The following is a 14635-nucleotide window of genomic DNA, read 5'->3' on the forward strand; positions in this document are numbered from 1 at the left end:
AAGCCCGGGGGCGCTCATGCCAAACAGCGCCCATGGACGCGAACCGGGACACTTTCGAGACGAGGCTGAAGAACAACGCCCGCGACATCGAGGCGCTGCTCGACGCATTGCTTTCACCGAGTGCCCTTTCCGATGAAATCGCCAGGCCCGAGACGCTGCGCGATGCCATGCATTATGCCGTGCTGAACGGCGGCAAGCGGCTACGCCCGTTTCTCGTCGTCGAAAGTGCAGCCCTTCTCGGCGGCGACGCCGAGGCGGCACTTCGCGTCGGCGCCGCTCTCGAATGCGTCCACTGTTATTCCCTCGTGCATGACGACCTGCCGGCCATGGACGATGACGACCTGCGCCGCGGCAAACCGACGGTACACATAAAGTTCGACGAAGCGACGGCGATCCTCGCAGGCGACAGCCTGCTGACCTACGCCTTCGACATCATCGCCGCGCCGGAAACGACCCTTGCCGATACGAGCAAGGCATCGCTGGTGCTGGCCCTTGCCCGCGCAGCCGGTCTCGGCGGCATGGCCGGCGGCCAGGCGCTCGACCTCGCGGCGGAAAAGCAGGCCCCCGACGAGGCCGGCATCATCCGCCTGCAGGCGATGAAAACAGGCGCGCTGATCCGCTTCGCCTGTGAAGCCGGCGCCGTCATCTCGGCAAGCCCGCCGGAAGATCGTCGCCGCCTGCGCGCCTTCGGCGAAAAGATCGGCCTTGCCTTCCAGCTTGCCGACGACATTCTCGACCTGACCTCGGATGCGGCGACCATGGGCAAGGCGACCGGCAAGGATGCGGCCCGCGGCAAGGGAACACTCGTCGCCCTGCGCGGCATGGAATGGGCCGAGACCCAGCTCCGTGAGCACGTCCGCGATGCCGAAGCGCTGCTTGCTCCCTACGGCGCCCGTGCCTCGATCCTCATTGCTGCGGCGCATTTCATCGCCGACCGAAAAAGCTGAAGCGACAGGTCAGGCGGACAATATCTCCTTGAGAGCGGAGACCAGACGGGCACACTCTTCATCCGTGCCGATGCTGATCCGCAGGAAGTCCGAAATACGCGGCTTGGCAAAATGCCGGACGAGAATGCCGCGCTCCCGCAGGGCGGCTTGAAGCGCTGCCCCTGAACGGCTTTGGTGCCTCGCGAAAACGAAATTCGCCTGCGACGGCAAGACCTCGAAACCCAAAGGTCCAAGTTCAGAGACGAGGCTTTCCCGGCTGGCGATGATGTTCCTCCGGCATGTCTCGAACCACGCCTCGTCCTTGATCGCCGCCGTCGCCGCAAGCTGCGCCAGACGATCGAGCGGATAGGAATTGAAGCTGTCCTTGACCCGCTCCAGCGCCTCAATCAGCGGCCGCTGCCCCAGCGCGAAGCCGATGCGCAGACCGGCAAGCGAACGGGACTTCGACAGGGTCTGGATCACCAGTAGGTTGGGATAGGTTGAAACGAGCCCGGCGGCGCTCTCGCCGCCGAAATCGATATAGGCCTCGTCTATGACGACGACCGCATCCGGATGGGTGGCAAGAAGTGCTTCGATACTGGCAAGCGGCAAGCCGATGCCGGTCGGCGCATTCGGATTGGGGATGATGATCGCGCCGCAGGGCCTGTCGTAATCTTCCAGCCGGATCCGGAACCCATCGTCAACAGCCACCTCGATCGCTTCGACGCCGTATAGCAGGCTATAGGTCGAATAGAAGGCGTAGGTCACATCGGGGTAGAGAAGCGGCCGCTCGTGTTTCAGCAGCGCCTGGAACGCATGCGCGAGAACCTCGTCGGAGCCATTGCCGACGAATACTTCCTCAGCCGTCAGGCCGAAACGAGCCGCGATCGTCTCGCGCAATTCCGTGGCAGTGGGATCGGGATAGAGCCGCAGACGATCGTCCGCCGCGTCCCGGATCGCCTCGAGCGCCTTCGGAGACGGCCCGTAAGGATTTTCGTTGGTATTGAGCTTGGCCATGTTCGCGAGACGGGGCTGCTCGCCCGCGACATAGGGCCGAAGCTTGCTGACGATTGGCGACCAGTACTGGCTCATCCGAAGTTGCGGGCGTTCATTCCGCCGCCGTCCGCTGGCCGAAACGCTTCTCGATATAGTCGACAACAAGCGCCTCGAAATCGGCGGCGATATTGGGACCGCGCAATGTCAGCGCCTTCCGGCCATCGATGAAGACGGGGGCGGCCGGCGTTTCGCCGGTGCCCGGAAGCGAAATGCCGATATCGGCATGTTTGCTTTCGCCCGGCCCGTTGACGATGCAGCCCATGACGGCGACGTTCAGCGCCTCGACGCCAGGATATTTTTCGCGCCAGACCGGCATGTTCTTGCGGATGTCGTTCTGGATGTTCTGGGCAAGCTCCTGAAACACCGTCGACGTCGTGCGTCCGCAGCCGGGACAGGCCGCAACGACAGGTATGAACTGGCGGAAGCCCATGACCTGCAGGATTTCCTGCGCCACCTGGACTTCGCGGGTGCGGTCGCCGTTCGGCTCGGGCGTCAGCGACACGCGGATCGTATCGCCGATGCCGTGCTGCAGCACGAAGCCCATCGCCGCCGACGAGGCGACGATGCCCTTGGTGCCCATGCCGGCTTCGGTCAGGCCGAGATGCAGCGCATGATTGGAGCGTTCGGCGAGCATGGAATTGACGGCGATCAGGTCCTGAACCTGGCTGACCTTGGCCGACAGGATGATGCGGTTGCGCGGCAGGCCGATTTCTTCGGCAAGGGCAGCCGACAGCAGCGCCGATTGCACAATCGCCTCGCGCGTCACCTGGCGGGCCGAAAGCGGCGATCCGGCTTCGGCGTTCCGGTCCATCAGCGCCGTCAGCAGATCCTGATCGAGCGAGCCCCAGTTGACGCCGATGCGCACCGGCTTGTCATAGCGGATCGCCATCTCGATGATCTCGGCGAACTGTTTGTCCTTCTTGTCCTTGAAGCCGACATTGCCGGGGTTGATGCGGTATTTCGCCAGCGCTTCGGCACAATCCGGATGATCGGCGAGCAGCTTATGGCCGATGTAATGGAAGTCGCCGATCAAGGGCACGTCCATGCCGAGGCGCAGCAGCCGATCGCGGATCCTCGGCACGGCGGCCGCACTCTCGTCGCGGTCGACGGTGATGCGCACCAGTTCCGAACCCGCCCGGTGGAGAGCGGCGACCTGCGCGACGGTGGAATCGATATCGGCCGTATCGGTGTTCGTCATGGACTGCACGACGACCGGCGCCCCGCCGCCGACGATGACACCGCCGACATCGACGGCAACGGAAGCACGGCGCGGTTTCGGATCAAAATCGACGGCTGAAGACATGGAGAGTTCTTGCACCCCTAAAAAACAGTGCTTTTCAGGTGGATCAAGGCCGGCTGCTTGTCAACCGCCCCTGATATCACTTTTGTTGGGAGGCGGCTCAGTGACCGCCTCCGGAAGTCTCATCGGCATAATGGGCCAGGTTGGACAGCAGCAGAACGACGAGCAGCAGCACCGGTAGCGCCATGAAAACGACGGCAAAACCGATATGCTCGGCGACGAAGCCGATCAACGAGGGCGCAACCAGCATGCCGGAATAACCCATGGTCGTGACCACCGAGATGCCGATGCCGGGCTTGAGGCCGGGAATATTCCCCGCCGCCGAAAAGGCGATCGGCACCATGTTGGAAATGCCGATACCGCAAAACGCAAAGCCCAGGATGGCAAGCTCGGCATTGGGCGCCAGGCCAGCAAGCAGCATGCCGACAATGGCAAATAAAGTGCAGATGCGTAGCGTCTTGACGCCGCCCAGGCGGTCGCGCACCAGGTCGCCGCCAAAGCGCATGATGGCCATGGTGGCCGAAAAGGCTGCGAAACCAAGACCGGAAAGCGCGACGGACGCGTCCAGTTCCTGCCGGAGATAGAGCGCGCCCCAGTCGAGAACAGCGCCTTCCGGCACCATGCTGAACAGCGCCATCAATCCGAGCAGCCACGGCAGCGGCACCATCGGCAGCTTCGTCTTTTCCTTCTTGGTGTCGGGATGCGGCGGATCCGCAAGGATCATCGGCCAGGCGACGGCAAGGAAGATTGCCGCCAGCACCGTCGCCAGCTGCGCATGGCCGAGAATGCCGAGCTTGGAGATCACGATGCCGCCGAGACCTGAGCCGATCAGTCCGCCAAGGCTCCAGAAAGCGTGGCAGGACGACATGATGGCGCGGCGCATGGATTTCTCGACCGACACTGCATTGGCATTCATCGCCACATCCATTGCGCCGATGAAGCCGCCGAACAGGAAGAGCGAGATTGCCCCGGTGAGCACGTTTGGCGCGAGCGTCAATGCCAGCAGCAACGGCAGCACACAGACAGCTAGGACCTGAACGACGACACGCGAGCCGTGTTTGGCGATCTGCGCACCGGCGATCGGCATCATGACCAGCGAGCCGACGCCGAAGACCAGGATCATCAGCCCAAGCTCGAACTTGGTCAGCGCCAGACGCTCGGCAAAATCCGGGATCTTCGGCGCCCAGCAGCCGACGACAAAACCATTCATAAGAAAGAGCAGGGAAACCGCCGCCCTGCTTCTGGTAATGAAGCCGCTCCGGGCTCCCGGCGCACTCACATGACTATCCATTTCCGGTCTTCCTCATTGCCGGGCTTTCACCCGCCCGGTTTCCCTAAACTCTATGACGTCGCCTCAGTTCGTTTTCTCGGCGAGAACAGTTCTGCATCCGCGCTCGCGGTAACGGGCGAGAACGGCCGGATCGGCATCGTGCTCGACGACCAGGCATTCGCAATGGGCAACCGGCAGGATGCTATGGGGGGCCGCAGTGCCGAATTTCTCCGAGGTTGCAGCCACCAACACTTTTCTGCTCCTGGACGTCGCAAACCGCTTGAACTCCGCATCCTCGAAGCCGAACACCGTGATGCCGGCTTCGAGATCGACCCCGCAGGCGCCGAGAATGCAGAGATCGGGCGAAATCTGTTCCATATCCCGCAAGGCCTTGGCGCCGAGCGAACCGCCCGTCTGCCGGTCGACCATCCCGCCGATCAGAATGACGTTGACGCCAGGCTTGTCGATTAGCGCCGCGGCAATCGCCGGCGCATTCGTCGCAGCCGTGAGTGCAAGTTCGGCCGGCAATGCGTTGGCAATCGCCAGATTGGTGCTGCCGGCATCGAAGAACACAGTCGAACCGGCGGCAATCTGCTTTGCCGCTGCGCGCGCCAGCGCCTGTTTCCGGTCAGCGGCAAAGCCGATGCGTTGCGTCAGGCTTCCATGCGCCGGCGAGACCGGCAATGCACCGCCATAAACCCGCTCGCAGAGCCCTGCCGCCGCCATCTCCCGCAGATCCCGTCGCACCGTGTCCTCGGAGACGCCGAATTCGAGCGCAAGCTCCGTCGCCAGCACGCGGCCATTCAGCCGCAGCCTCTCGGAAATCACGCCTTGGCGCTCTCGCAACAGAAAATCCTGCATGTTCCTACCGGGTCCGTAGCTTACGAATTAGAAACGTGCATAAACGCTTATAATCATGCAGGCAATATGCACGAACACACGTTTTCTGACGTTCGGAAACAAAGCTGCACCCACCAGAGTGAACATGCCCTATTGACCGGTCCGAGAGGCGGGAATATCGATTGATCATTCCCGATTCCCGCCGGCATATCCGCCACCTGGTGCGTTCTCCCCGTGAAAAACTCCGTCAGCCTGGGCATCCTGCTCACGACCGTCGCCTATATGGCGTTCACCTTCCATGACGCGATCATCAAGGTCCTGGCTTCAAGCATTCCCGTCTGGCAGATCCTGTTTTTCCGCAGTCTCACCATCCTCGTCGGTTGTCTCGCCTATGGTCGCGGCAAGCTCGTCCGTCAGACGATGACGTCGCCGATCATCAAGCCGATGATCGCCCGCAGCATCCTTCTTCTCTGCGCCTGGCTTTCCTATTATTCCGCTGCAAGCCGCCTGCAGCTTGCCGAAGTGACCACGCTCTATTACGCCGCACCTGTTGTCGGCACCTTGCTTGCTTGGTTCATCCTGCAGGAGAAGGTCACGCCGGCGCGCTGGCTGGCCGTTGGCGTCGGCTTCGTCGGCGTCCTCATTGCCTGCAATCCGATCGGCCTCACCATCTCCTGGCCGGTCTATCTGGCGCTGCAGGCGGCCGTGCTCTGGGCCTCTGCCATGGTGCTGCTGCGCAAGACCTCGCTGCATGAGAAGACGATTATCCAGCTCACCGTTTCCAACGTCTTTTTCCTTGCCATGACCGGCGTTGCCGTGATCTGGACATGGCAGACCCCCGATATGACGCAGCTCGCGCTCCTCATCGCCACCGGCATCGTTGCCGGCTGCGCGCAGTTCGCCCTTTTCGAAGGCATGCGCCAGGCGCCCGTCTCCGTGCTTGCGCCATTCGAATATAGCTCTCTCATCTGGGCCTTCCTCTTGGGTTATCTAATCTGGGCCGATATCCCCACGCACAATGTGGTCGTCGGCGCGGCGATGATCCTCGGCGCCGGATTGATCATCATCGTCAGCGAAAAACTGCGCCGCCGCATCACCGCCTGATGCCTGTTTCTGCGGGATTCATGGTTCGAGCGGCCGTTTGAGAAAAATATTTGCAGTTGCTGCTTTTATTCGCAGTTTTCTACGCTTCCGGCGCCATAATTTTCTGCCAACTATCCCCATCCGATAACAACCTCCCAAGGATGGATGAAACAATGAACTGGTTGAAAACCGTCGCCGCCGCTGCCCTCATTCAGGCCGCGGCCCTCCTGCCTGCCCATGCCGGTGAAAACCTCGCCGCCATCAAATCGGCCGGCGTCTTCAAGATCGGCACCGAAGGCACCTATGCGCCCTTCACCTATCATGACGAAAGCGGCAAGCTCGTCGGCTTCGATGTCGAGATCGGCGAAGCGATCGCCGCCAAGCTCGGCGTCAAAGCCGAGTTCGTCGAAGGCAAGTGGGATGGCCTGATCGCCGGCCTCGATGCCAAGCGCTACGATACCGTCATCAACCAGGTCGGCATCACCGAAACCCGCAAGCAGAAATACGATTTCTCCGAGCCCTATATCGCCTCCAAGGCCGTATTGATCGCCCGCGACGGCGACGACAGCATCAAGTCTTTCGCCGACCTGAAGGGCAAGAAGTCCGCCCAGTCGCTGACCAGCAACTTCGGCAAGCTCGCAACCGAAGCCGGCGCCGAGCTCGTCGGCACCGACGGTTTCGATCAGTCGATCCAGCTGGTGTTGACCAAGCGCGCCGACGCCACGATCAACGACAGCCTCTCCTTCCTCGATTTCAAGAAGCACAAGCCGGACGCACCGGTGAAGATCGTCGCCGAGCAGGAAAATGCCGATTACTCCGGCATCATCATCCGCAAGAACGAGCCGGAGCTTCTCGCCGAAATCAACAAGGCGCTTGCCGACATCAAGGCCGACGGCACCTACAAGAAGATCGCCGACAAGTATTTCGGCCAGGACGTTTCCAAGTAAGCTTCGTTCAAGAAAATCCCCTCCCCAACCCCTCCCCACAAGGGGGAGGGACTTTGGCGGCGGATCGCCATCGTTTCGGCTAGCAGTTCGGTTGCTATTTCGTGCGGGGCGGCACCTAGATAAGTCCCTCCCCCTTGTGGGGAGGGGTTGGGGAGGGGTATTCCGAGATATCACCACCCAACCGACCAGAAGGAACGCCCTTGCCGCACTGGCTCCAACTGATGGCGGAATCGCTACCCTCGCTCCTCTGGGCGGGATTGATCTTCACCATTCCGCTGACCCTGCTGTCCTTCGCCTTCGGGCTGACGCTCGGGCTCGCCACCGCGATCGCCCGGCTCTTCGGGCCGATGCCGCTGTCCGCCATCGCGCGCTTCTATGTCTGGGTCATTCGCGGCACGCCGCTGCTCGTGCAGCTCTTTGTCATCTTCTACGGCCTGCCGAGCCTCGGCATCCTGCTCGATGCCTTTCCGGCCGCCCTCATCGGTTTCACGCTGAATATCGGCGCCTATAGCTCCGAGATCATCCGCGCCGTCATTTCCTCGGTACCGAAGGGCCAGTGGGAAGCCGCCTATTCGATCGGCATGAGCTGGCGCCAGGCGATGAGCCGCACCATCCTGCCGCAGGCGGCTCGCGTCGCCGTGCCGCCTTTGTCGAACACTTTCATCTCGCTGGTCAAAGACACCTCGCTTGCTGCGGCCATCACCGTGCCTGAGCTTTTCCAGGCAGCACAGCGCATCGTCGCCACCACCTATGAGCCGCTGATCCTCTATATCGAGGCGGCGCTGGTCTATCTCGTCCTGAGCTCCGTCCTCTCGCAGCTGCAGGTGCGGCTGGAACGCCGCTTCGCGCGTTATGGCGGCATGCTGGAGGCAAATGCATGATCGAGCTTTCCAACATCGAAAAGCGCTTCGGCGACGCCGTCATCCTCAAGGATATCAGTATCCGTATCCCCGAAGGCAGTGTCACCGCGCTGGTCGGGCCTTCCGGCGGCGGCAAGAGTACACTGCTGCGCTGCATCAACCTGCTCGAAATTCCGACCGCCGGCTCCATCCGCCTCGGAGAGGAGAAGCTGGCCTTTGCACCGGGCAAACGAACGAGCTGGCCGGCGATCCAGAAGATCCGCCGCCAGACCGGCATGGTCTTCCAGAATTTCCAGCTCTTCCCGCATCAGACCGCGATCGAGAATGTCATGGAAGGCCTGGTGACGGTGCTGAGATGGCCGAAAGAAAAGGCCCGCGAGCGTGCGATGGAATTGCTGACCAAGGTCGGCATGACCCACAAGGCCGATGCCTGGCCTTCGACATTGTCGGGCGGCCAGCAGCAGCGCGTCGCGATCGCCCGCGCGCTGGCGCCGTCGCCGCGCGTGCTTCTGTGCGACGAGCCGACATCCGCCCTCGATCCCGAGCTTTCGGCCGAAGTGGTCGATGTGCTGGGCAAGCTTGCCAGCGAAGGCACGACGATGGTGATGGCGACCCACGATCTCCGGCTCGCCTCGAAGATCGCCAATGACGTCGTTTTCCTGGAAGCCGGCAGCGTGGTGGAAACGGGCAGCGCCAGAGCGATCTTCAGCGCACCGGAGCGCGAACGCACCAAGCGCTTCATCTCGACGATCAACGCCGCCCATACTTACGATATCTGAGACTTACCATATCTGAGCCAATGCCGGGACGCCAACATCCCGGCATTAGCTGGAACGCCAATCAGGAGGCCGTGACGACCGAGCGCGCCGCCTTCAGCGCATTGCCCCACCAGGTGAGCTGGTCGAGCTGGTTCTTCGCGGCTTCGTTGAGATGCGCGTAATCGCTGAGGCTCTTGCCTTCCTTGAGGACCCCGAGATATTCGCCAAGCGCGATATGCACGCCCGTTTTCACCGAAGCTGCACCCATTTCCACGAAGATCAGCCGGAGATGCTCGACCGCACGTGCGCCGCCGACGCCGCCGTAACCGACGAAACCGACCGGCTTGTGGATGAACTCGCCGAGGTCGATGGCGTTCTTCAGAACCGCCGTCGGAGCGTGATTGTACTCGGCAACGGTGAAAATGAAGCCGTCGAATTCACGCAGCTTCTTTTTCCAGCGCTCTGCCGTCTCGCTTTCAGCGGTCGTGGCACGCTGCTCACCGAAAAAATGCATGGGGTATTCGAGCAGGTCGAGAACCTCGACCTCGATGTCCTGGCGCTCTGCGGCGATAGCGGCAATCCACTTGGCCGGATGCTCGGCAAAACGGCCAATACGCGTGCTGCCGACGATGACGGCAATCTTCAACTTGCTCATGGATATCATTTCCTGATTGGTCTTGGGGGCGGATGGTGGGAGCGCAAGTTTATGAGAAAGCCTCCGCGCCGGGCAAGGCGCGAAGGCTTCGGAAAATCAGCTTTTTGACAGGCCGATCGTACACAATCGAGTGAAGGGAGCCGGCTCGCAAAGTCGGCTGATAGGCGCCTTTGCGAAGACGGCAGCCCTTCAGCCTGCGTAGACGACGAGCAGGTCCTTGGCATCGATCTGATCGCCGGCCCGTACCAGTACTTCGGAAATCGTCCCATCCTTTTCCGCATGCAGCGCCGTTTCCATCTTCATCGCCTCAATGGAGACGAGCACGTCACCGGCATTGACGGCCTGGCCGGGCGAGACGAAGACACGGCTGATGACACCCGGCATCGGCGCGCCGACATGAACGGCATTGCCTGGTTCGGCCTTGCGGCGGACGGCGGCACCCGTCGCCCCATGGGCCCGGTCCGGCACTTTGATGCGGCGCGGCTGGCCGTTGAGCTCGAAGAAGATGGTCACCATGCCCTGGCTGTCGGTGGCGCTCATCGCCTGGTTGACGATGACAAGCGTCTTGCCGCGCTCGATATCGGCAAACAGCTCCTCGCCATCCTTGAGGCCATAGAAATAGGCGGGCGTCGGCAGCACCGAGACCGGGCCGTAGGTATCTGAGGCGAGCGCGAAGTCGGTGAAGACCTTCGGATACATCAGGTAGGAGGCGAATTCGAAGTCGCTGACCTCGCGCTCGAGTTTCGTCTCGATGACTTTACGCTCCGCATCGAGATCGGCCTCCTTGAGCAGCGAGCCGGGGCGCACGGTATAGGGCTTGTCGCCCTTCAGCGCCTTCTTCTGCAGTGCTTCGGGCCATCCTGACGGCGGCTGGCCGAGGTCGCCCTTCAGCATCGAGACCACCGATTCCGGGAAGGAGACTTCCTTGTCGGGGCTGCCGACGTCGGCGACCGTCAGATCCTGGGACACCATCATCAGCGCCATGTCGCCGACGACCTTGGAAGACGGCGTCACCTTGACGATATCACCGAACATCTGGTTGGCGTCGGCATAGGCCTGCGCCACCCGATGCCAGCGGGTCTCGAGGCCGAGCGAGCGGGCCTGTTCCTTGAGGTTGGTGAACTGGCCACCCGGCATTTCGTGCAGATAGACTTCGGATGCCGGACCCTTCAGATCGCTTTCGAAGGCGGCATATTGGTTACGCGCCGCTTCCCAATAGAAGGAGATACGGCGGATCCATTCCGGATCGAGGCCCGGATCACGCTCCGTACCGCGCAACGCCTCGACGATCGAACCGAGACAGGGCTGCGAGGTATTGCCGGAAAGCGCGTCCATGGCCGCATCGACAGCATCGACGCCGGCATCGACAGCGGCAAGAACGGTCGCGGCCGCAATACCCGATGTATCATGCGTGTGGAAATGGATCGGCAGGCTGGTCGCCTCGCGCAGCGCCTTGAACAGAACCTTCGCAGCCGCAGGCTTGAGAAGGCCCGCCATATCCTTGAGCGCGATGATATGCGCGCCTGCCTTCTCGAGCTCGACCGCAAGGTCGGTGTAGTATTTCAGATCGTATTTCGGACGGGCCGAGTTCAGGATATCGCCGGTATAGCAGATCGCCGCCTCGCAGAGCTTGTTCTCTTCGGCAATGGCATCCATCGAGACACGCATGTTCTCGACCCAGTTCAGGCAATCGAACACGCGGAAGAGATCGATGCCTCCTCTGGCCGCCTGGCGGACGAAATATTTGACGACATTGTCGGGATAATTGGTATAGCCGACGCCGTTGGCGCCGCGCAGCAGCATCTGCAGCAGAAGGTTCGGCGCGCCCTCGCGGATCAGCGCCAGGCGCTCCCACGGGTCCTCGGTCAGAAAGCGCATGGAGACGTCAAAAGTCGCGCCGCCCCAGCATTCGAGCGACAGAAGGTTCGGCAGCGCATGCGCATAGGTGTCGGCAATGCGGGCGATGTCATAGGTGCGCATGCGGGTGGCGAGCAGCGACTGGTGGCCATCACGCATCGTTGTGTCGGTCAAAAGCACGCGCTTTTCGTTGCGCATCCATTCGCCGAATTTCTTCGGGCCGAGCGTATCGAGAAGCTGCTTCGTTCCATCCTTGACCGCATTGCCGTTGGCGTAGGGAACCACCGGCTCGGCAGCGTTTTCCAGCGGCCTCGGCCTATCCTTGGCCTCGGGATGGCCATTGACGGTGACGTCGGCGAGATAGGTCAGGAGCTTCGTGGCGCGATCCTGGCGCTTGACCTGCTGGAAGAGTTCCGGCGTCGTGTCGATGAAGCGTGTCGTGTAGCTGTTATCCCGGAATTTCGGATGGCCGATGATCGCTTCGAGGAAGGTCAGGTTGGTTGCCACGCCGCGAATACGGAATTCGCGCAGCGCCCGGTCCATGCGGGCGATCGCTTCGGACGGATTGGGCGCCCATGCCGTGACCTTGACGAGAAGCGGATCATAAAAGCGGGTGATGATCGCACCTGAATAGGAGGTGCCGCCATCGAGGCGGATGCCGAAACCGGACGCCGAGCGATAGGCGGTGATGCGGCCGTAATCCGGAATAAAGTTATGCTCCGGATCTTCCGTGGTGATGCGGCACTGCAGCGCATGACCGTTGAGACGGATATCTTCCTGGCGCGGCACGCCCGATTCCGGCGTGCCGATCGCAAAGCCGTCGAGGATGTGGATCTGCGCCTTGACGATGTCGATGCCGGTGACAACTTCGGTCACCGTATGCTCGACCTGGATACGCGGATTGACTTCGATGAAGTAAAATTTGCCGGTATCGGCATCCATCAGATATTCGACGGTACCGGCGCCGACATAATTGGTGGCGGCCGCGATCTTCAGCGAATAGGCGGCGAGTTCCTGGCGTTGCGCCTCCGAGAGATAGGGCGCCGGCGCGCGCTCGACGACCTTCTGGTTGCGACGCTGGATCGAGCAGTCACGCTCGAAGAGATGCACGACATTGCCGTGCATATCGCCGAGAACCTGGCTTTCGACATGGCGGGCGCGCTCGACGAGCTTTTCCAGATAGACCTCGTCCTTGCCGAAGGCCGCCATCGCCTCGCGTTTGGCTTCCGTCACCTCGCGGGCGAGATCCTTTGGATCGCGGATCGCGCGCATGCCGCGCCCGCCGCCGCCCCAGGAGGCCTTCAGCATGACGGGGTAGCCGATCCCCTCCGCCATCTTCGCCACTTCGGCCATGTCCTCCGGTAACGGCCCGGTGGCCGGCACCACGGGAACGCCGACCGAGATCGCCAGGTTGCGCGCCGCAACCTTATTGCCGAGCTGGCGCATCGTATCGGCCCTCGGGCCGATGAAAATGATGCCGGCCTTGTTGCAGGCATCGACGAATTCGGGGCTTTCCGACAGCAGGCCGTAGCCGGGATGGATGGCATCGGCGCCGGAGAGTTTCGCAACGCGGATCACCTCCTCGATCGACAGATAGCTCTCGATCGGGCCCATGTCCTTGGAAAGATGCGGGCCACGGCCGACCTGGTAGCTCTCGTCCGCCTTGAAGCGGTGCAGCGCCAGCTTGTCCTCTTCCGCCCAGATCGCCACTGTTTTTATTCCAAGCTCGTTGGCCGCGCGGAACACGCGAATGGCAATTTCAGAGCGATTGGCAACGAGAATCTTGGAAATGGGCAAAACGGTCTCCTCAGACGTTCAGACGCGGGAATGCTGCACCCGCGAAGGAAATTCTTAACTTCTTGTCACAGAAAGTTCAATTTATCTTGCGACTGCGAAATGCAATTTTTCGACATGCTGAGCAATTCCAGGAAAAGCGCCAAGCGGTTTGCGTCCGGAGTTGCGTAAAAAATAAAAAGCAGAGCGGTTTCGCTTCGATGAGAAGCGGAATTGCTCTAACTTATCAGGCCATGCCGGAAGGCAAGCGCTACCGCCTGCTGCCTGTTTTTCGCCTTCAGCTTGTCCTGCAAGCCGTTCATATACCAGTCGACGGTGTGGTTTGAGATCTTCAGCATCTTGCTGATCTCCATCGAAGTCATGCCTTCGGCGAGATAATGCAGGATTTCCATCTCGCGCCGCGTCAGCGGCGTGTCGGCCGGCAGCACGGTTTCCAGTGCCTGCGCCTCGCCTTTCAGATCGAGCAACCGCCAGAAGGCCTTGCGCGCCACCGCCTCCAGCAATGCGATTTCCACCGGCGACAGCTCGATCGGCTTGCCGGCGAGACTAAGGCTGGCGAGAATGCCGTTGCGTCCGTGGATGGGAAAGATGTAGCCATCCTCCAACCCGTGCCCGAAGGCATCGACCATCATCTGCTCCATGCGGCGATTATAGGCGTCCTTGCGGAATGCCGCCATCGCCTCCCGCCAGCGGAAAGGCCGCTGCGCATGAGCGAGATAGCGCACCATCGGATCGATCAGAGCATATTTTTTCGCGGTATATATCTGCGGCCATTGTTCCGGCCAGCGGCCGGCAAGCGCCGCAGCCCAAGGCTCCGGATTCTGCTGCATCGGGGTCTGCGGCAAATGGCGTGGCAGACCGTAATATTCGAAGCCACAACCGTGGAGGATCTGCTCCAGTTCGGTGATGACAGCTTCAGGATTTGAGCATTCTTCCAGAATTACAAGCAATTGAATTAACGAATTAATATTCACAAAAATGCCCCTTGCCCGGACCTGATGCCCGCATGAGGCCGTCGGCGGCTGGTCAATCTGGTCGCGAAACGGTCTTCAATAAATGCAGTCTGTAACTTAATGCTGCGCTAAACATTTAATAAAATGCAAGCGCAAATTGTCGCGAGATATAGCCGAACGGCAATTTCGGCGCCATGGCCATCTCGTCGCGTCCTGCAATAGTACGATCGTATCAATCATCACATCGGTTGAAGCCTGAATACTCCGTTAATCGCCCGTTCAGGTAGCCTTTTGTAGCATCGCATCATCCCGTTTTCGCAGATGCACAAGAGGTTC

Annotated in this window: 12 protein-coding genes; 5 read left to right on the forward strand and 7 right to left on the reverse strand. The window is 61.2% G+C overall.

The window, feature by feature from the left end; translation table 11 throughout:
• Positions 1 to 32 precede the first annotated feature (32 nt).
• Positions 33 to 947, forward strand: a complete 915-nt coding sequence (locus G9X67_RS29045; protein ID WP_171600256.1) for a polyprenyl synthetase family protein — start codon at positions 33 to 35, stop codon at positions 945 to 947.
• A gap of 9 nt (positions 948 to 956) precedes the next feature.
• Here the strand turns inward: G9X67_RS29045 and hisC are convergent, their stop codons facing one another.
• The 4 genes from hisC to G9X67_RS29065 all read right to left on the reverse strand — a co-directional run bounded on the left by hisC (position 957) and on the right by G9X67_RS29065 (position 5413).
• Positions 957 to 2018: a histidinol-phosphate transaminase gene (gene hisC, locus G9X67_RS29050; protein WP_138331905.1), complete on the reverse strand. Its 1062-nt coding sequence runs from the start codon at positions 2016 to 2018 to the stop codon at positions 957 to 959.
• A gap of 16 nt (positions 2019 to 2034) precedes the next feature.
• Positions 2035 to 3285 (reverse strand): flavodoxin-dependent (E)-4-hydroxy-3-methylbut-2-enyl-diphosphate synthase, encoded by a 1251-nt coding sequence (gene ispG, locus G9X67_RS29055; protein ID WP_138331906.1) that lies wholly within the window; start codon positions 3283 to 3285, stop codon positions 2035 to 2037.
• 97 nt (positions 3286 to 3382) lie between these two features.
• Positions 3383 to 4573, reverse strand: coding sequence for an MFS transporter (locus G9X67_RS29060; RefSeq protein ID WP_138331907.1), 1191 nt, complete (start codon positions 4571 to 4573; stop codon positions 3383 to 3385).
• Between the two features lie 63 nt (positions 4574 to 4636).
• Complete coding sequence (locus tag G9X67_RS29065; RefSeq protein ID WP_138331908.1) at positions 4637 to 5413, reverse strand: DeoR/GlpR family DNA-binding transcription regulator; 777 nt, start codon at positions 5411 to 5413, stop codon at positions 4637 to 4639.
• Positions 5414 to 5626: 213 nt separating this feature from the next.
• Between G9X67_RS29065 and G9X67_RS29070 the strand changes: the two genes are divergently transcribed.
• From G9X67_RS29070 to G9X67_RS29085, 4 genes are all read left to right on the forward strand, one after another.
• Positions 5627 to 6496: an EamA family transporter gene (locus G9X67_RS29070; RefSeq protein ID WP_171600257.1), complete on the forward strand. Its 870-nt coding sequence runs from the start codon at positions 5627 to 5629 to the stop codon at positions 6494 to 6496.
• Positions 6497 to 6648: 152 nt separating this feature from the next.
• Positions 6649 to 7422 carry an amino acid ABC transporter substrate-binding protein gene (locus G9X67_RS29075; RefSeq protein WP_131663109.1) on the forward strand — a complete coding sequence of 258 codons (774 nt, stop codon included), beginning with the start codon at positions 6649 to 6651 and terminating at the stop codon, positions 7420 to 7422.
• 200 nt (positions 7423 to 7622) lie between these two features.
• Positions 7623 to 8303 carry an amino acid ABC transporter permease gene (locus G9X67_RS29080; RefSeq protein ID WP_027668542.1) on the forward strand — a complete coding sequence of 227 codons (681 nt, stop codon included), beginning with the start codon at positions 7623 to 7625 and terminating at the stop codon, positions 8301 to 8303.
• Positions 8300 to 9061 (forward strand): amino acid ABC transporter ATP-binding protein, encoded by a 762-nt coding sequence (locus G9X67_RS29085; RefSeq protein WP_138331910.1) that lies wholly within the window; start codon positions 8300 to 8302, stop codon positions 9059 to 9061. Before G9X67_RS29080 ends, G9X67_RS29085 begins: the two co-directional genes overlap by 4 nt.
• A gap of 61 nt (positions 9062 to 9122) precedes the next feature.
• Here G9X67_RS29085 and G9X67_RS29090 read toward each other — a convergent pair whose 3' ends face one another.
• From G9X67_RS29090 to G9X67_RS29100, 3 genes are all read right to left on the reverse strand, one after another.
• Positions 9123 to 9695 (reverse strand): NAD(P)H-dependent oxidoreductase, encoded by a 573-nt coding sequence (locus G9X67_RS29090; protein ID WP_138331911.1) that lies wholly within the window; start codon positions 9693 to 9695, stop codon positions 9123 to 9125.
• Positions 9696 to 9884: 189 nt separating this feature from the next.
• The gene (pyc, locus tag G9X67_RS29095) at positions 9885 to 13349 is read right to left on the reverse strand and encodes a pyruvate carboxylase (RefSeq protein WP_138331912.1); all 3465 of its coding nucleotides are present in this window, start codon (positions 13347 to 13349) and stop codon (positions 9885 to 9887) included.
• 215 nt (positions 13350 to 13564) lie between these two features.
• A complete protein-coding gene (locus G9X67_RS29100; protein ID WP_138331913.1) occupies positions 13565 to 14320 on the reverse strand; it encodes a LuxR family transcriptional regulator in 756 nt (251 codons plus the stop codon).
• Positions 14321 to 14635: the final 315 nt, after the last annotated feature.

Origin of the sequence: Rhizobium sp. WYCCWR 11152 (assembly GCF_013087615.1) — a bacterium.
In the GTDB taxonomy this organism is placed as follows: domain Bacteria; phylum Pseudomonadota; class Alphaproteobacteria; order Rhizobiales; family Rhizobiaceae; genus Rhizobium; species Rhizobium indicum.